The sequence below is a fragment of the Citrobacter sp. Cpo061 genome (genome assembly GCF_030332845.1).
GTDB classification, from domain to species: Bacteria; Pseudomonadota; Gammaproteobacteria; order Enterobacterales; family Enterobacteriaceae; genus Citrobacter; species Citrobacter portucalensis.
Genome location: NZ_JAOWHB010000043.1, coordinates 385,550 through 403,097, shown reverse-complemented (window position 1 = coordinate 403,097; position 17,548 = coordinate 385,550). Strand labels below are relative to the sequence as shown.

General features: G+C 53.1%; 16 protein-coding genes. 9 read left to right on the top strand and 7 right to left on the bottom strand.

The window, feature by feature from the left end:
• Positions 1–142: 142 nt before the first annotated feature.
• The 6 genes from mnmE to OGX97_RS23300 all read right to left on the bottom strand — a co-directional run bounded on the left by mnmE (position 143) and on the right by OGX97_RS23300 (position 4,309).
• Positions 143–1,507 carry a tRNA uridine-5-carboxymethylaminomethyl(34) synthesis GTPase MnmE gene (gene mnmE, locus OGX97_RS14525; RefSeq protein ID WP_008786545.1) on the bottom strand — a complete coding sequence of 455 codons (1,365 nt, stop codon included), beginning with the start codon at positions 1,505–1,507 and terminating at the stop codon, positions 143–145.
• A 105-nt stretch (positions 1,508–1,612) separates the two neighbouring features.
• On the bottom strand, positions 1,613–3,259 hold the full coding sequence (yidC, locus tag OGX97_RS14520; RefSeq protein WP_003827058.1) for a membrane protein insertase YidC: 1,647 nt from the start codon (positions 3,257–3,259) through the stop codon (positions 1,613–1,615).
• A gap of 2 nt (positions 3,260–3,261) precedes the next feature.
• Positions 3,262–3,519 (bottom strand): membrane protein insertion efficiency factor YidD, encoded by a 258-nt coding sequence (gene yidD, locus OGX97_RS14515; protein WP_003023846.1) that lies wholly within the window; start codon positions 3,517–3,519, stop codon positions 3,262–3,264.
• Complete coding sequence (gene rnpA / locus OGX97_RS14510; protein WP_003844432.1) at positions 3,483–3,842, bottom strand: ribonuclease P protein component; 360 nt, start codon at positions 3,840–3,842, stop codon at positions 3,483–3,485. The genes yidD and rnpA overlap by 37 nt, the downstream gene beginning before the upstream one ends.
• A 17-nt stretch (positions 3,843–3,859) precedes the next feature.
• On the bottom strand, positions 3,860–4,000 hold the full coding sequence (gene rpmH / locus OGX97_RS14505; protein WP_003023858.1) for a 50S ribosomal protein L34: 141 nt from the start codon (positions 3,998–4,000) through the stop codon (positions 3,860–3,862).
• A 228-nt stretch (positions 4,001–4,228) separates the two neighbouring features.
• Positions 4,229–4,309, bottom strand: a complete 81-nt coding sequence (locus OGX97_RS23300; RefSeq protein ID WP_418221920.1) for a hypothetical protein — start codon at positions 4,307–4,309, stop codon at positions 4,229–4,231.
• A 297-nt stretch (positions 4,310–4,606) separates the two neighbouring features.
• Here OGX97_RS23300 and dnaA point away from each other — a divergent pair, with 297 nt between their 5' ends.
• The 8 genes from dnaA to OGX97_RS14465 all read left to right on the top strand — a co-directional run bounded on the left by dnaA (position 4,607) and on the right by OGX97_RS14465 (position 15,087).
• Entirely contained in the window at positions 4,607–6,010 is a 1,404-nt protein-coding gene (gene dnaA, locus OGX97_RS14500) for a chromosomal replication initiator protein DnaA (protein ID WP_234096613.1), read from the top strand.
• A gap of 4 nt (positions 6,011–6,014) precedes the next feature.
• The gene (gene dnaN / locus OGX97_RS14495) at positions 6,015–7,115 is read left to right on the top strand and encodes a DNA polymerase III subunit beta (RefSeq protein ID WP_003023863.1); all 1,101 of its coding nucleotides are present in this window, start codon (positions 6,015–6,017) and stop codon (positions 7,113–7,115) included.
• Entirely contained in the window at positions 7,115–8,188 is a 1,074-nt protein-coding gene (gene recF / locus OGX97_RS14490) for a DNA replication/repair protein RecF (protein WP_103284540.1), read from the top strand. The genes dnaN and recF overlap by 1 nt, the downstream gene beginning before the upstream one ends.
• A 28-nt stretch (positions 8,189–8,216) precedes the next feature.
• Entirely contained in the window at positions 8,217–10,631 is a 2,415-nt protein-coding gene (gene gyrB / locus OGX97_RS14485) for a DNA topoisomerase (ATP-hydrolyzing) subunit B (RefSeq protein WP_008786542.1), read from the top strand.
• A 210-nt stretch (positions 10,632–10,841) separates the two neighbouring features.
• Positions 10,842–11,654, top strand: coding sequence for a sugar-phosphatase (yidA, locus tag OGX97_RS14480; RefSeq protein WP_008786541.1), 813 nt, complete (start codon positions 10,842–10,844; stop codon positions 11,652–11,654).
• Between the two features lie 171 nt (positions 11,655–11,825).
• Complete coding sequence (locus OGX97_RS14475; RefSeq protein ID WP_020996043.1) at positions 11,826–12,836, top strand: hypothetical protein; 1,011 nt, start codon at positions 11,826–11,828, stop codon at positions 12,834–12,836.
• Complete coding sequence (locus tag OGX97_RS14470; RefSeq protein ID WP_373371233.1) at positions 12,833–13,963, top strand: BamA/TamA family outer membrane protein; 1,131 nt, start codon at positions 12,833–12,835, stop codon at positions 13,961–13,963. Before OGX97_RS14475 ends, OGX97_RS14470 begins: the two co-directional genes overlap by 4 nt.
• Complete coding sequence (locus tag OGX97_RS14465) at positions 13,960–15,087, top strand: DUF4056 domain-containing protein (protein WP_235126055.1); 1,128 nt, start codon at positions 13,960–13,962, stop codon at positions 15,085–15,087. The genes OGX97_RS14470 and OGX97_RS14465 overlap by 4 nt, the downstream gene beginning before the upstream one ends.
• Here the strand turns inward: OGX97_RS14465 and cbrA are convergent.
• A complete protein-coding gene (cbrA, locus tag OGX97_RS14460; RefSeq protein WP_235126065.1) occupies positions 15,076–16,221 on the bottom strand; it encodes a colicin M resistance lipid reductase CbrA in 1,146 nt (381 codons plus the stop codon). The genes OGX97_RS14465 and cbrA overlap by 12 nt on opposite strands.
• Before the next feature lie 99 nt (positions 16,222–16,320).
• On the opposite strand from cbrA, the gene OGX97_RS14455 reads away from it, so the two are divergent.
• On the top strand, positions 16,321–17,547 hold the full coding sequence (locus OGX97_RS14455) for a DUF3748 domain-containing protein (RefSeq protein WP_219987980.1): 1,227 nt from the start codon (positions 16,321–16,323) through the stop codon (positions 17,545–17,547).
• The last annotated feature ends 1 nt before the right edge of the window (position 17,548 follow it).

Sequence of the window (17,548 nt, the reverse complement as noted above, 5' to 3'; positions counted from 1 at the left end):
AGAGTCAACTGCACGAGTTGCCATTTGGACAACAGTGATTTCCACATGGGAAATAGTTGTTGCCGGATGGCGGCGTAAATGCCTTATCCGGCCTACGGGGCCTGTAGGCCCGGTTAGAATCTAGCTACCGGGCAACACAACGCTACTTACCAATACAGAAGCTGGAGAAAATCCGTCCCAGCAGATCGTCGGAAGTAAATTCTCCGGTGATCTCACTGAGGTTCTGCTGCGCCAGGCGTAGCTCCTCAGCCAGCAATTCTCCGGCCCATGCTCCGAGCAGTTGGGCTTTACCCTGCTCGAGATGCTCTGCAGCTTCTGCCAGCGCCTGCAGGTGACGACGACGCGCCAGGAAGCCGCCTTCCATATTGGTTTCAAAGCCCATGCTCTGTTTGAGATGATTACGCAGTACGTCAACGCCTTCACCGGTACGCGCGGAGAGGCGAACCAGTGAGTGGCTATTTACTTCGCTAAGGCCCAGCGTCTCACCGGTAATATCCGCTTTGTTACGCACCACGGTGATCGGCAGTTTGGCTGGCAGACGGGCAATAAAGTCTGGCCAGATATCTGCCGGGTCCACGGCGTCGGTGGTGGTGCCATCAACCATAAACAGTACACGGTCGGCCTGTTCAATTTCCTGCCAGGCACGTTCGATACCGATGCGTTCAACTTCGTCGCTGGCATCGCGCAAACCGGCGGTGTCGATGATGTGTAGCGGCATGCCGTCGATGTGAATATGCTCACGCAGCACGTCGCGAGTAGTCCCGGCGATATCGGTGACAATGGCCGCCTCACGGCCAGCCAGCGCGTTCAGCAGGCTTGATTTCCCGGCGTTTGGCCGACCGGCAATCACCACCTTCATCCCTTCGCGCAGCAGGCTGCCCTGACGCGCTTCCGCACGCACGGCATCAAGATCGCTGATAACGCTGTTGAGTTGCGCTTCAATCTTGCCGTCAGACAGGAAGTCGATTTCTTCATCCGGGAAGTCGATCGCTGCTTCAACATAGATGCGCAGGTGAGTGAGCGCTTCCACAAGATGATTTACCCGTGCGGAAAATGCGCCCTGCAACGAGTTCAGCGCCGAGCGAGCGGCTTGCTCTGAGCTGGCATCGATCAGGTCGGCAATCGCCTCGGCCTGGGCTAAATCGAGCTTATCATTGAGAAACGCTCGCTCGGAGAATTCACCCGGTCTGGCAATGCGCAGCCCGGGAATGGTCAGAATACGTTTGAGCAGCAGGTCAAGAATCACTGGACCGCCGTGGCCCTGAAGCTCTAAAACGTCTTCGCCGGTAAAGGAGTTTGGGCCGGGGAACCACAAGGCAATCCCCTGATCCAGCGCGCTGCCATCCGCGTCTTTAAACGGCAGATAATCGGCATAACGCGGTTTGGGCAGTTTCCCCAGTACGGTTTCTGCGACCTCACGCGCCTTCAGGCCGGAGATACGCAGGATACCCACGCCACCACGTCCCGGTGGGGTGGCCTGAGCGACGATGGTGTCGTTATGGCTCATGGTTTGTCTCTTCTTAATGCAATAAAAAAGGCGGTCTAATGACCGCCCTTTACTTTATGTTCCGTTTGCCGGATGGCGGCTTCGCCTAATCCGGCCTACACCGAATCAGGAGTTTTTCTTCTCGCGGCTATGCAGGCCACGTTTCTCCAGACCACGGTAAATCAGCTGCTGCTGAATAATGGTTACCAGGTTGCTGACGATATAGTACAGCACCAGACCTGACGGGAACCACAGGAAGAACACGGTGAAGATGACCGGCATGAAGGTCATGATCTTCTGCTGCATCGGGTCGGTTACAGTGGTCGGAGACATCTTCTGAATGAAGAACATCGTCACGCCCATCAGAATCGGCAGGATGTAGTACGGGTCCTGTGCAGACAGGTCATGGATCCACAGGGCGAACGGCGCATGACGCAGTTCAATGGAGCCCATCAGCATGTAGTACAACGCCAGGAAGATTGGCATCTGGATGATCAGCGGGAAGCAGCCGCCCAGCGGGTTTACCTTCTCAGCTTTGTACAGGGCCATCATTTCCTGGCTCTGACGCTGTTTGTCATCGCCCAGACGTTCACGCATAGCCTGAATCTTTGGCTGCAGCATACGCATCTTCGCCATGGAGGTGTACTGCGCTTTGGTCAGCGGGTACATGATGCCACGAACGATAAAGGTGATAACGATGATGGAGAAGCCCCAGTTACCCAGGAAGCTATGGATCCACTTCAGCAGTTTAAACAGCGGCTGAGAAATGAACCACAACCAGCCGTAATCCACGGTCAGATCCAGGTGCGGTGCAACGGCCGCCATTTTATCCTGAATTTCCGGGCCGACCCACAGGGTGCTGGTCATCGCGCCAGTCTGGCCAGGCTGTACCAGTACCGGCTGTGATTTATAGCCGATAGCGGCAATGCCGTTACCCAGGTTAGCGGTATAGAAGTTGTTGGTGCCGTCGTTACGCGGAACCCATGCCGTTGCGAAATACTGTTGCAGCATTGCGACCCAGCCATCTTTAGCATTGACGTTCAGGTTTTCGTTTTCAGCAATGGTGTCGAATTTGTATTTCTCATACTTCTCATCCGGCGTGGAGTACGCCGCGCCACGGAAGGTGTGCAGCGCAAAGTTGCTGCTACCGGTGTCGCGATGAGATGGCAGATTGATGGATTGCTTCAACTGACCAAAGGTGGAGATTTCCAGCGGTTTTTCGCCGGCGTTCTGCACGCTGTAGTTAACGTTGACAGCATATTCACCACGCTTAAGAACAAACGTTTTAGTGAATGTGTTACCCGCTGCGTCAGTATAGGTCATCGGGATCTGCAGTTCGTTCTGACCGTCAGCCAGTACAAACGCGTCTTTATCGACGTTGTACAGCGGACGTGGGCCGTTAGCCGGGTTATCCGGGCCGTCACGACCTGTCAGGCCACTCTGTGCCTGGTAGATGAACTGTGGCGTGGTTTCCAGTAACTGGAACGGTTCGGTAGAACCGAGTTCTTTCGGGTAAGCTGGCAGTGAAGCCTGTTCCACATCACCACCACGGGTGTTGATGGTCAGATCAAGCACGTCAGTTTTAACCGTAATCAGTTTCCCCTGGCCACTGGCCGGTACGCCCTGGTCTGCGGCGCTACCCGCTGCGGTGGTCGTTGTCTGCGTGGTCTGTTGGGCCTGAGGTTGCGGGTTTTTATCCTGCTCCCAGGCTTGCCAGATCATGAAAGACACGAACAGCAAAGCGATGACTAAAAGATTGCGTTGCGAATCCATCGTTAGTGTTCTCTGGTATCAAATGGTCCGGGCGGGACGGGATCGTCACCACCAGGGTGTAAAGGGTGGCATTTTAATACGCGTTTCACCGTCAACCAACTGCCTTTTATCACTCCAAACCTGCGCAATGCCTCAATTCCGTAGCTCGAACAGGTTGGAGTGAAACGGCAATGCGGCCCAAGCAGCGGACTGATCAGGCGTTGATAGACCCGAATGAGGGCTATCAGGACCCGCGAGCCAGGCGACAATGGCGACGCCATAATTTTTCCAACGCTTCCGAGAGAGCACGGTTATCGAGGTCAGCAACCCCTTTTTTCGCCACCACCACGAAATCCATTGCTGGAAGCTCGTGCTGACGTAAACGGAAGCTTTCACGCGTCAGACGTTTAATCCGATTGCGTTCATGCGCACGTTTAACATTTTTCTTGGCGACTGTAAGACCGATACGGGGATGCCCCAGCGAATTCAGGCGGCCGAGGATGGTGATTTGCGGCGTGCCAGCCCGTTGTGGCTGCTGGAAGACGAATGTGAAATGAGTGGGAGTTAACAAACGTAACTCCCTGGGAAATGCGAGCTTAACCACTCAGGGGCTAGCTTTTATTACTTAGAAACGGTCAGACGAGAACGGCCTTTAGCACGACGACGTGCCAGAACCTGACGACCATTTTTATTAGCCATACGAGCACGGAAGCCGTGAGAACGGTTGCGCTTCAGTACAGACGGTTGAAAAGTGCGTTTCATGGCGATTTCTACCTAAACTTGAATAAATTCACTGACTTTTGCGTATACCCGAACGAATTTCGAACGACTTACGCCACAGTGTGGGTGATTAAAGAGGCCGGATTGTAATAATTGTACACTCCGGAGTCAATTCTCTTTCCTTATTTCCCGCTTTTTTCCGCATGGTTTCGCGTAAAAAACAGGCAGCGTTGACGCCGTAAGGCGACCGTTACTCGCTGGGGGTAAGAATTATACGGGCTGGTGGATAAAGCGCAAGGATCGCACGGGATCTTTATTAGATCGTTTAAGCAGTAAAGCATCTTTACTCATTAATTTTTTCAATATGCGCGCTAAAACCTGCAGCACTTCTCCAGGATCGTTTACACTTAGCCGATTCTGGATCATCCTGTGGATAAATCGGGAAGAATCTGTGAGAAACAGAAGATCTCTTTCTCAGTTTACGCTATGATCCGCGGTCCTGATCGTTTCAATGGATCCTGATCGGGTAAAAATTGCAGATAGCAATTCGCACGTCACCCTTTGCATAGGGTCTTGTCGATGTGCGTCAACAATCATGAATGTTTCAGCCTTTGTCATTTATCGACTTTTGTTCGAGTGGAGTCCGCCGTGTCACTTTCGCTTTGGCAGCAGTGTCTTGCCCGATTGCAGGATGAGTTACCAGCCACAGAGTTCAGTATGTGGATACGCCCGTTGCAGGCGGAACTGAGCGATAACACGCTGGCTTTGTATGCGCCAAACCGTTTCGTGCTCGATTGGGTAAGGGATAAATACCTTAATAACATTAATGGATTACTCAATAATTTCTGTGGCGCGGATGCCCCACAGCTGCGCTTTGAAGTCGGCACTAAACCCGTCACGCAAACGCTGAAAACGCCGGTCAACAATGTTGTTGCGCCCTCCCACGTGGCTCAGCAAGTGCAACCACAACGTGCTGCTCCGGCGGCGCGTCCAGGCTGGGATAACGTCCCGGCTCCGGCAGAACCTACCTATCGTTCTAACGTCAACGTCAAACACACGTTTGATAACTTCGTTGAAGGTAAATCTAACCAACTGGCGCGCGCGGCGGCACGTCAGGTGGCGGACAATCCTGGCGGCGCCTACAATCCGTTATTCCTTTATGGCGGTACGGGCCTGGGTAAAACCCACCTGTTGCACGCTGTCGGTAACGGCATTATGGCGCGTAAGCCAAACGCCAAAGTGGTGTATATGCACTCCGAGCGTTTTGTGCAGGACATGGTCAAAGCCCTGCAAAACAACGCGATCGAAGAGTTTAAACGCTACTACCGTTCCGTTGACGCGCTGCTGATTGACGATATCCAATTCTTCGCGAATAAAGAGCGATCGCAGGAAGAGTTTTTCCACACCTTTAACGCCCTGCTGGAAGGCAATCAGCAGATCATCCTGACCTCGGATCGCTATCCGAAGGAGATCAACGGCGTTGAAGATCGTCTGAAATCCCGCTTTGGCTGGGGACTGACTGTCGCGATCGAACCGCCTGAACTGGAAACGCGTGTTGCGATCCTGATGAAAAAAGCCGACGAAAACGACATTCGTCTGCCGGGTGAAGTCGCGTTCTTTATTGCCAAGCGTCTACGCTCTAACGTACGTGAGCTGGAAGGCGCACTGAACCGCGTGATCGCCAACGCCAATTTTACCGGCCGGGCGATTACTATCGATTTCGTGCGTGAAGCGCTGCGCGATCTGCTGGCTTTGCAGGAAAAGCTGGTCACCATCGACAATATCCAGAAGACGGTGGCGGAGTATTACAAAATCAAAATTGCGGATCTGCTTTCTAAGCGTCGATCTCGCTCGGTAGCTCGTCCGCGCCAGATGGCGATGGCGCTGGCAAAAGAGCTCACTAACCACAGTCTGCCGGAAATTGGCGACGCGTTTGGTGGGCGTGACCATACTACCGTGCTTCATGCCTGCCGCAAGATTGAGCAGTTGCGTGAAGAAAGCCATGATATTAAAGAAGATTTCTCCAATTTAATCAGAACATTATCTTCGTGACGCTATGAAATTTACCGTTGAACGTGAACATTTATTAAAACCGCTTCAGCAGGTCAGCGGCCCGCTGGGTGGACGTCCTACACTGCCTATTCTCGGAAACCTGCTGCTGCAGGTTGCTGACGGCACGCTTTCGCTGACCGGTACCGATCTCGAAATGGAGATGGTGGCGCGCGTGGCGCTGATCCAGCCTCATGAACCTGGCGCGACCACCGTTCCGGCGCGTAAATTCTTCGATATTTGCCGTGGATTGCCGGAAGGCGCGGAAATTGCCGTTCAACTGGAAGGCGACCGTATGCTGGTGCGTTCTGGCCGCAGCCGTTTCTCGCTGTCTACGCTGCCTGCCGCCGACTTCCCGAATCTGGACGACTGGCAGAGCGAAGTCGAATTCACCCTGCCGCAGGCCACAATGAAGCGCCTGATTGAAGCCACGCAGTTTTCGATGGCGCATCAGGATGTGCGTTACTACTTAAACGGCATGCTGTTTGAAACCGAAGGGGAAGAGCTGCGTACCGTGGCGACCGACGGTCACCGTCTGGCGGTTTGTTCAATGCCTGTCGGTCAGCCGTTGCCAAGCCATTCGGTGATCGTACCGCGTAAAGGTGTGATTGAACTGATGCGTATGCTTGACGGCGGCGATAACCCGCTGCGCGTGCAGATTGGCAGCAACAACATTCGTGCGCACGTTGGTGACTTCATCTTCACCTCTAAGCTGGTTGATGGCCGTTTCCCGGATTATCGCCGCGTATTGCCGAAGAATCCGGACAAACATCTGGAAGCCGGTTGCGATATTCTCAAACAGGCGTTTGCGCGTGCGGCGATCCTGTCGAACGAGAAATTCCGCGGCGTGCGTCTGTATGTCAGCGAAAACCAGCTCAAAATCACCGCCAACAACCCGGAGCAGGAAGAAGCAGAAGAAATTCTGGATGTCTCCTATCCTGGTACAGAACTGGAAATCGGCTTTAACGTGAGCTACGTACTGGACGTTCTGAACGCGCTGAAGTGCGAGAACGTGCGTATTCTGCTGACCGATTCCGTATCGAGCGTACAGATTGAAGATGCCGCATCACAGTCGGCTGCCTATGTTGTTATGCCAATGAGACTGTAATGTCGCTCACCCGCCTGTTGATCCGCGATTTTCGCAATATCGAAAGCGCGGATCTCGCTTTATCCCCTGGCTTTAACTTCCTGGTTGGCGCGAACGGCAGCGGCAAAACCAGTGTGCTGGAAGCCATCTATACGCTCGGCCATGGCCGGGCGTTTCGCAGTTTGCAGATTGGCCGCGTGATTCGCCACGAGCAGGAGTCGTTTGTTTTACACGGGCGTTTGCAGGGTGAAGAACGTGAAACGTCGATTGGCCTGACGAAAGACAAACTGGGCGACAGCAAAGTGCGCATTGACGGCACTGACGGGCACAAGGTCGCAGAACTGGCGCACCTGATGCCGATGCAGCTGATCACGCCTGAGGGGTTTACTTTACTCAACGGCGGCCCCAAATACAGAAGAGCATTCCTTGACTGGGGATGCTTTCACAATGAAGTCGGATTTTTCACCGCCTGGAGCAACCTGAAGCGACTGCTCAAGCAGCGCAATGCAGCGCTGCGCCAGGTGAGTCGTTATGAGCAACTGCGCCCGTGGGATAAAGAACTGATCCCACTGGCGGAACAAATCAGCACCTGGCGCGCGGAGTACAGCGCCGGTATCGCGCAGGATATGGCGGATACCTGCCAGCAGTTTCTTCCCGAGTTTTCGCTCTCCTTCTCATTCCAGCGCGGCTGGGAGAAAGAGACTGATTATGCCGAAGTGCTGGAACGCAGTTTTGAACGCGATCGCATGTTGACCTACACTGCGCACGGCCCGCATAAGGCGGATTTCCGCATTCGCGCCGACGGTGCGCCGGTGGAAGATACGTTGTCGCGTGGGCAGCTAAAGCTGCTGATGTGCGCCTTACGTCTGGCGCAAGGGGAGTTCCTGACCCGTGAAAGCGGGCGGCGCTGCCTGTACCTGATAGATGATTTTGCCTCTGAACTGGATGACGCGCGTCGCGGACTGCTGGCCAGCCGCTTAAAAGCCACGCAATCTCAGGTCTTTGTCAGCGCAATCAGCGCTGAACACGTTATAGACATGTCCGATGAAAATTCGAAGATGTTTACCGTGGAAAAGGGTAAAATAACGGATTAACCCAAGATAAAATGAGCGAGAAACGTTGATGTCGAATTCTTATGACTCCTCCAGTATCAAAGTCCTGAAAGGACTGGATGCGGTGCGTAAGCGCCCGGGTATGTATATCGGCGACACGGATGACGGCACCGGTCTGCACCACATGGTATTCGAGGTGGTAGATAACGCTATCGACGAAGCGCTCGCGGGTCACTGTAAAGATATCGTGGTAACGATTCACGCTGACAACTCCGTGTCCGTTACCGATGATGGCCGTGGTATCCCAACCGGTATTCACCCGGAAGAGGGCGTTTCGGCAGCGGAAGTTATCATGACCGTTTTGCACGCAGGCGGTAAATTCGATGATAACTCCTATAAAGTTTCCGGCGGTCTGCACGGCGTGGGTGTTTCCGTCGTTAACGCCCTGTCACAGAAGCTGGAACTGGTGATTCGTCGTGAAGGCAAAGTGCATCAGCAAACTTACGTGCACGGTGTGCCGCAGGCGCCGCTGGCAGTAACCGGCGAAACAGAATTGACGGGGACTCAGGTCCGTTTCTGGCCAAGCCACGAAACCTTTACCAATGTTGTTGAATTTGAATACGACATTCTGGCGAAACGTCTGCGTGAGCTGTCATTCCTGAACTCCGGCGTCTCTATTCGTCTGCGCGACAAGCGTGACGGCAAAGAAGACCATTTCCACTACGAAGGTGGCATCAAGGCGTTTGTTGAATACCTCAACAAAAACAAAACGCCGATCCACCCGAATATCTTCTACTTCTCCACCGAAAAAGACGGTATCGGCGTTGAAGTTGCGCTGCAGTGGAACGATGGTTTCCAGGAAAACATCTACTGCTTCACCAACAACATTCCACAGCGTGACGGCGGTACTCACCTTGCAGGCTTCCGTGCGGCGATGACCCGTACCCTGAACGCCTACATGGACAAAGAAGGCTACAGCAAAAAAGCGAAAGTCAGCGCTACCGGTGACGATGCCCGTGAAGGCCTGATTGCCGTTGTTTCCGTGAAAGTACCGGATCCGAAGTTCTCCTCACAGACCAAAGACAAGCTGGTCTCCTCTGAGGTGAAATCGGCGGTAGAACAGCAGATGAACGAACTGCTGAGCGAATATCTGCTGGAAAACCCGTCTGACGCGAAAATCGTTGTTGGCAAAATTATTGATGCTGCACGTGCTCGTGAAGCTGCACGTCGTGCGCGTGAAATGACCCGTCGTAAAGGCGCGCTGGACTTAGCCGGTCTGCCGGGCAAGCTGGCGGACTGTCAGGAACGTGACCCGGCGCTGTCCGAACTGTACCTTGTGGAAGGGGACTCCGCGGGCGGTTCTGCGAAGCAGGGCCGTAACCGTAAAAACCAGGCGATTCTGCCGCTGAAGGGTAAAATCCTCAACGTCGAGAAAGCGCGCTTTGACAAGATGCTCTCCTCTCAGGAAGTCGCGACGCTGATCACCGCGCTCGGCTGTGGCATCGGTCGTGACGAGTACAACCCGGACAAACTGCGTTATCACAGCATCATCATCATGACCGATGCTGACGTCGATGGCTCGCACATTCGTACGCTGCTGTTGACCTTCTTCTATCGTCAGATGCCGGAAATCGTTGAACGCGGCCACGTTTACATTGCACAGCCACCGCTGTACAAAGTGAAAAAAGGCAAGCAGGAACAATACATTAAAGATGACGAAGCGATGGATCAGTATCAGATCTCTATCGCTCTGGATGGCGCAACGCTGCACACCAACGCCAGCGCACCAGCCCTTTCCGGTGAGTCGTTAGAGAAACTGGTTTCAGAATACAACGCGACGCAGAAAATGATTGGCCGTATGGAACGTCGTTTCCCGAAAGCGCTGCTGAAAGAGCTGGTTTATCAACCGACGCTGCCAGAAGCTGATTTGGCTGATGAAGCGAAAGTTACGGCCTGGGTTTCCCAGTTGGTTAACGTGCTTAATGAAAACGAAATGCACGGCAGCACCTGGAATAGCTTCGTGCGTAAAGACGCTGAACTGAACCTGTTCGAACCGGTGATCCGGGTGCGTACCCACGGTGTCGATACTGACTATCCATTGGAACATGAATTTGTGACCGGTGGCGAGTACCATCGTATTTGTACGCTTGGCGAGAAGCTGCGTGGGCTGATCGAAGACGATGCGTTTATCGAACGTGGCGAGCGTCGCCAGCCGGTTGCCAGCTTTGAGCAGGCACTGGAATGGCTGCAGAAAGAGTCTCGTCGTGGCCTCGCTATCCAGCGTTATAAAGGTCTGGGCGAGATGAACCCGGAACAGCTGTGGGAAACCACCATGGATCCGGAAAGCCGTCGCATGTTGCGCGTTACCGTGAAGGATGCGATTGCTGCCGACCAGCTGTTCACTACGCTGATGGGCGATGCCGTTGAACCACGTCGCGCGTTTATCGAAGAAAACGCCCTGAAAGCGGCGAACATCGATATTTAAGCCAATCTGTAGGCCGGATAAGGCGGTTTACGCCGCCATCCGGCAAGACGTTATATTGTGCCTGTTGGCGCGTTGCTTATCAGGCCTACAAACGACAACCAATCTACAAAAAGGGGAATCTCGATTCCCCTTTCTATCCCCCTTTTCGTAGCTGTTTTTTGAGCGGAATCGCGTTAGCATGAGGACGGACTCATTTAATCCGGGGAACTCATGGCTATCAAACTTATTGCTATCGACATGGATGGCACACTTCTGCTGCCCGATCACACCATTTCACCAGCGGTCAAAACGGCGATTGCCGCGGCACGCGCGCGTGGCGTGAATGTGGTGCTGACCACGGGACGCCCGTATGCCGGCGTTCACAGCTATCTGAAAGAACTACATATGGAACAACCCGGTGACTACTGCATTACCTACAACGGTGCGCTGGTGCAGAAAGCAGGGGATGGCAGTACCGTGGCGCAAACCGCGCTGAGCTATGATGATTATCGTTACCTGGAGCAGCTTTCCCGGGAAGTTGGCTCGCATTTCCACGCCCTCGATCGCAATACGCTGTATACCGCGAACCGTGATATCAGCTACTACACGGTGCACGAATCGTTTGTCGCGACCATCCCGCTGGTGTTCTGTGAAGCCGAGAAAATGGATCCCGCAACCCAGTTCCTGAAAGTGATGATGATTGACGAGCCGGAGATCCTCGATAAAGCTATCTCTCGTCTACCTGCGGAAGTAAAAGAGAAGTATACCGTGCTGAAAAGTGCGCCGTATTTCCTCGAAATCCTCGATAAACGCGTCAATAAAGGGACGGGCGTAAAATCGCTGGCCGATGCGTTAGGCATTAAAGCCGAAGAGGTGATGGCGATTGGCGATCAGGAAAACGACATTGCGATGATTGAATACGCAGGCGTGGGCGTTGCCATGGATAACGCTATTCCATCAGTCAAAGAAATCGCCAACTTCGTGACGAAATCTAACCTAGAAGATGGCGTCGCCTGGGCGATAGAGAAATACGTCCTTTCCTGATGCGTGTTATGCCTGGCCTCGGCTGGGCATTAACATTAAAATGTTATAAAACATATATTTATATTATCAGATGTGAAACCGCACATTAATACCTCCACATAGTACGTAACTTCTATACTCTCCCTTCTTCTTTTATATCTGGGCAATTCCTGCCTGCTACTAAACTTTTTTATGACAAACACAAGCATCCGCGTGGTGTTGATAACGTCTTCCTGTCTGGTTTTTCATGCCAGTGCCGCGACGGATTCCAGCTCAACTATTACACCTCTCTTTGGCTATCAGGATGACGGTCTGTCTGCGCCTGTACCGGAAAAAACGACGGTTAAACCTGCCGAAAATCACACTATTTTGCCCTTTTTAGGCGATGAAGCGCGTAAGCGCGGATATGAACTACCGGCACCGTTTGGCGTGAATATTAACTACATGAATATCCGACAAAATATTAATGTGGATAGTATTAACTTCAACGGTCTTTCCCTCGGTGGCCGCTCACTGGATAACGCGTTTAAAATTAGCGTCGGCAATACGCGTGAACGCAGTAAAACCGAAACGCTGAAGCTGGATGCCTGGCTGCTACCGTTTATGAACGTCTATGGCCTGATTGGCTATACCGATGGCCACTCCGTTTCGCAAATAGGCGTCGGGATAAAAGGCCCCCTTAAAGACCGCACACCAAGCAGTTTGCAGAATCTGGCGTTTCAGCTCGACTTTAAAGGCACCACCTACGGCGTAGGGACGACGCTGGTTGGCGGTGTAGGCAACTGGTTTACTGCTTTTGATGCCAACTACACCCAGACGCGGTTCGATATTCTGGATGGGAGTATTGACGCCTTAACCCTTTCTCCGCGCATCGGTTATCGCTTTACCACCCCCAGTGTGGATGCGCTGCACCTGCCATCCGGAAAGTTGAATCTATGGGTTGGCAGTATGTACCAGGACGTGCAGCAAGAATTTAGCGGTAGCCTTAACGACCTCACCATGCCGTCTGAAACGCTGCAAAGACTCGTTGATATTGCCAACAAAGACGGTAATGGTCGCTTTGACGTTAAACAGCATCTGCAATCCCCCTGGAACGTGCTGGTGGGCGCACAGTATGAAATTACCCGGAACTTCAACGTCACGACCGAAATCGGCTTTGCTGAACGTAACAGTTTCTTCATGGCGGGAGAGTATCGCTTTTGAGCCGTCTTACCCTCTTCCTGCTGTTCAACATGCTCTCCTGTACAGTGCGGGCAGCGTTGCCGAGCCGAGGCGAAGTTGATGGTTGGCTAAATAAGTTGGGTGCCAGTGATAGCTTTGACGCCAGCAAAGGCATTGACTGGGGCGTAATGCCGGGACCGTTTTATACCCCGGAGCTGGGGTTAGGGATCGGTACAGCGGTGGTGGGGATGTATCGCCCTGACCCGAATGATACGGTAAGCCAAAACTCGACGCTGACGCTCAGCGGCTATTTTAGCTCAACTGGCGCATTCGGTATCACGATGCAAAATTACGCATTTTTTGCCGACGATCGGTGGCGATTTTTTCTCAATGGTGCATTAACGGATACTCCAACCTACTACTGGGGGCAAGGTTTTAGCGCTGGGGATAAAGATAACCAAAAACAGCAATACACCGCTCAGGTTCTGGAGTTGCGCCCAACGTTGTATCGCCAGTTGGCACCCAATGTTTATCTGGGGTTTGGCTGGTCGCTGAACGCCCAGCACGCTACCCAAATGGACGATAACGATCCGCCCAACATTGAGCATACCGGGCAGGGGGCGTCGGTTCTCAGCTCCGGAAGTAGTGTCGAACTCAGCTGGGACGATCGTGATTTTGTTCCCAACCCGCGTAAAGGACAGTATGCCGATGTGCGCTATACCCGATTCACACCAGAGGTGGGAAGCGATACGCGATTTGATGAATATCAACTGCACTACAGCCGCTATCACTCGCTGGACGAGAACAATGTGCTTGCCTGGGAGATGGACGGCGCGTTTACCCAGGGCGATGTGCCGTGGAGCATGATGCCGCTGCTTGGCAGCAATCAGCGTATGCGCGGTTATTACGAAGGGCGCTATCGTGATAAAAACGCCGTCAGCGGGCAACTGGAGTATCGGCGGAAACTTGACTGGCGGCATGGTGTGGTTGGTTGGCTCGGTGCGGGCACGATGGGACCCTCTTTTCATGCGCTGAACGATGGACGCTGGTTACCGTCCGCCGGTGTGGGCTACCGCTTTGAATTTAAGCCCCGGGTGAATGTGCGTCTTGATTATGGGATTGGCAAAGGGAGCAGCGGTTTTTATTTTCAGGTTGGAGAGGCATTTTGATCAATAAGGTGGTGTTAATAGCGCTCTTATGGCTGGCAACGGCGATAGCCCGTGCGGCAATACCTGTAACTTTGCAGCTCGTTTCTACAGAGAATAAGGCCCAGGGTACTGCCTGGCCGGTAGTTTCGCCCCTCCCTGCACCTCAGGGATTACGTCCGTGCTGCGCGTTTGGCTACGACCTGCACGCACAGGTACTGCATATGCCGGTGCCATTTTATGAACTTGATAATGTTGTCACGATCGATAGCATCGGCGAGCACCGCTATAACGATAGCCTACTGTTAGGGCTAGCGAATCTGGCAGGGATCGGGCATGAGAATAACGGCATAGTGTATACCGCTCGCGGTGGCTTCATTGATACCGCACATGTCCGTGATACCGCAGACATGACGGCCTGGCTCTTTAGCCATCTTCTTCCACGGCTTGGTCAATCATTTACGCTGCGTCTGGATGATGAGCTTGCGCAACGGCATATCGTATTTAACGCTTTCACCCCCCCCGCAGAGCCTGCTGATCGTTACGCGCTGGCGGCATGGATGGCCGCGCATCTGGCGTTTCAGCTCGCTGCCTGGCATGAAATTGCGCAATGGTATGGTTTTGAGTCCGTCCCTGGATTTTCAGAGGAGGTTTCTGCATTTTCCCCGGAAGATCTCTACTCAAATTTGTTGGGTGCCAGAATTGCGGTATCGCTGATCCTCAATGGGCAACTGGCAACAACGGAAATGTACGATGCGGCGATGAACAACGCGCTGCGCCAGGCGTTGATGCAATTGGGGGCAAAACCGGAAAAAATTACCCGCTTTCAGTTTGATATGCTGGATGGCAAATGGTGGAATAGCCAGCGCCGGGTTCCAGAGAAATATTTGGTTCTGCACAGAAACTATGATGTGAGTGACTCGCGTTTACCGACGCCGGTACCGGGTGAACAAGCCTCGCCATTGAGACTGATGTTGCCACATCACTGGCGAGAATATTCCCTTGATGCGTTGGCACAACTCGAACTTTGGCCTGGCCGTACAATGGAGCGGCTGCCTACGCCTGGTTCCTGGTACACTGCCGCCAACTTTCCCGCGCTGGCTACAGTGGCACAAGGCCGTGACAGCGAGGTGAACTCAGTCCCTTAAGAAAACGCGCCACAATGTCATTGCCTTACTACGTTTTCTCTCACGTTTTTCTTTCGCTGGCGGGCGGCTTTCTGATTTTGCCAAGGGAATATGCGCAACGCCGCTGCGCATAATCCATTTACGGGAAAATGCTGACGTCAGGGCCCGGCTTTTCAGGATTTTGCCATACAGTTTGAGACGTAACTTGTGGGTGGCTTTACGGTAAGCGTGATTCATATCTGGCGTATCCCGCAGCAGTACCGATTTGAGGATCTCCGCGCTGTCCAGCGCATAGCTAATCCCTTCCAGCGAGCTGGCGCTGATAAAACCGGCCGCTTCACCAATCAAAAATGCGTTGTCCTCGCCGCAGACGAAGTCTTTCCAGCGTGAGGGGAATAGCACCGTACATTTTTCACTTTTCACCGGTTTGCCGAACTGGAAATGGAACGCTTCCAGCTTCTCTTTCAGCGCGTCAAAGCGTGCCTGTCCGTCCTTCATGGGGTAGGCGCCACCAAAGATAAAATAGCCATCTTTGCTGATACTCCAGGAATAACAGTCAGTTGCATCGTTATCAAAAATACAGGAATAGAACGGTACGGGATGCTTTTCCGCAAACCATTGTTGAATAGCGACATATTTACGGATTTGGTGCTGTGGATAGAGATGACGGCGCACCAGTGAGTTCGCACCGTCTGCCCCCACCAGATAACGTGCAGTTATCTGCTGCTCCCAACCGTCGGCGCGGAAGATAACATGCCATTTATCGCCCTCGCGCCAGATTTTCCGGCACAGGCTGTCGTGATACACCTGCACATCATCAGGGATGAGAGATTTAAGCCATAAATCAAAAGCATGGCGGTTGATATTAATGTAGCTGCGCTGGTAGTTACGCGTCAAAGAAGCGGCAACATCAACCGTTTTAACGCTAAAAATCTGCGGGTTGGCGATGACATCAACGGGTAAGGTTATCCCGTCGCGGATAAACGAACGCTGGGCGTCCGGGGCCAGCAGACCGCCGCAGGGTTTAGTGAAACCTTCGTTGCCGCACTGGCGTTTTTTATCCAACGCAATCACGCGCATTTTTCCGCTCAACTGTCGCGCCAGCGCTGCGCCTGCCGGACCTAAACCGATAATCGCTACGTCAAAATGTTCCATCTTTCTGTCCGCAAAAATGAAGATGGCGATACGCTAAAGCCTGAAAGTGAAGTGCTTGTGAAGTATGATTGTTTTAATCGTCTTGTATCAGGGCATCTCATGAAGCAAATCACCTTTACGCCGCGTAATCATCAGCTTACCAATATCAACACCTGGACATCGGACAGCCAGTGGCTGGTCTTTGATGTGCGCCCTTCCGGCGCTTCCTTTACCGGTGAAACAATTGAGCGCGTCAATATCCATACTGGCGAGCTGGAGGTGATTTACCGGGCTACTCAGGGATCGCACGTTGGCGTGGTGACCGTTCATCCAAAGTTGGAAAAATATGTATTCATTCACGGGCCTGAAAATCCTGATGAAACATGGCATTACGACTTCCATCATCGTCGTGGGGTGATTGTTACGCAGGCTGGGGTGGAGAATCTGGATGCAATGGATATTACTGCGCCCTATACGCCAGGTGCGCTGCGCGGCGGGAGTCATGTGCATGTGTTTAGCCCGAACGGTGAGTTTGTCAGTTTCACCTATAACGACCATGTTCTGCATGAGCGCTCTCCGGCGCTCGATTTACGCAACGTCGGTGTGGCTGCACCGTATGGTCCGGTGAAGGTCTCCGCGCAGCATCCGCGTGAATACAGTGGCAGCCATTGGTGCGTGCTGGTGAGCCAGACGACACCAACGCCAAAACCGGGTAGCGATGAGATTAACCGCGCCTATGAAGAGGGCTGGGTTGGAGAAAACAGGCTGGCGTTTATCGGTGATACGCTATCAGCCACTGGCGAGAAAGTACCGGAGCTGTTTATTGTTGATTTGCCACAGGATGAAAGCGGCTGGAAACAGCCGGGGGGCGCGCCTCTGGAGGGGACTGACATGACCATGCCTGCGCCACCATCCGGTATTCGCCAACGCCGTCTGACGTTTACCCATGAGCGCGCCTTCCCGGGGCTGGTGAATCAGCCTCGCCACTGGGTACGCAGTAATCCAAAGGCATCTGAGATTGCGTTTTTAATGCGTGATGACAACGGTATTGTACAGCTATGGCTGATTTCCCCACAGGGTGGATCGCTGCGTCAGCTTACCCAGTGCGCTACGAATATTCAGTCAGCCTTTAACTGGCACCCATCGGGGAAATGGCTGGGATTTGTACTGGAGAACAGAATTGCCTGTTGTGATGTTCAAACGGGCGAGATTGATTTTTTAACGGAACGTCATGATAACCCGCCGTCGGCCGATGCGATCGTCTTCTCCCCTGATGGTCGACAGGTTGCGTGGATGGAAGACGTCGAGGGTTTCCGCCAGCTGTGGGTGACTGAAACCGGGCGTTAAT

Bases quoted from the DNA above. Each gene is read 5' to 3' on its own strand.
- cbrA (WP_235126065.1), bottom strand. From the start codon at position 16,221: ATGGAACATTTTGACGTAGCGATTATCGGTTTAGGTCCGGCAGGCGCA.
- dnaN (WP_003023863.1), top strand. From the start codon at position 6,015: ATGAAATTTACCGTTGAACGTGAACATTTATTAAAACCGCTTCAGCAG.
- yidA (WP_008786541.1), top strand. From the start codon at position 10,842: ATGGCTATCAAACTTATTGCTATCGACATGGATGGCACACTTCTGCTG.
- OGX97_RS23300 (WP_418221920.1), bottom strand. From the start codon at position 4,309: ATGAGTAAAGATGCTTTACTGCTTAAACGATCTAATAAAGATCCCGTG.
- yidC (WP_003827058.1), bottom strand. From the start codon at position 3,259: ATGGATTCGCAACGCAATCTTTTAGTCATCGCTTTGCTGTTCGTGTCT.
- OGX97_RS14475 (WP_020996043.1), top strand. From the start codon at position 11,826: ATGACAAACACAAGCATCCGCGTGGTGTTGATAACGTCTTCCTGTCTG.
- OGX97_RS14455 (WP_219987980.1), top strand. From the start codon at position 16,321: ATGAAGCAAATCACCTTTACGCCGCGTAATCATCAGCTTACCAATATC.
- rpmH (WP_003023858.1), bottom strand. From the start codon at position 4,000: ATGAAACGCACTTTTCAACCGTCTGTACTGAAGCGCAACCGTTCTCAC.
- yidD (WP_003023846.1), bottom strand. From the start codon at position 3,519: ATGGCGTCGCCATTGTCGCCTGGCTCGCGGGTCCTGATAGCCCTCATT.
- recF (WP_103284540.1), top strand. From the start codon at position 7,115: ATGTCGCTCACCCGCCTGTTGATCCGCGATTTTCGCAATATCGAAAGC.
- mnmE (WP_008786545.1), bottom strand. From the start codon at position 1,507: ATGAGCCATAACGACACCATCGTCGCTCAGGCCACCCCACCGGGACGT.
- gyrB (WP_008786542.1), top strand. From the start codon at position 8,217: ATGTCGAATTCTTATGACTCCTCCAGTATCAAAGTCCTGAAAGGACTG.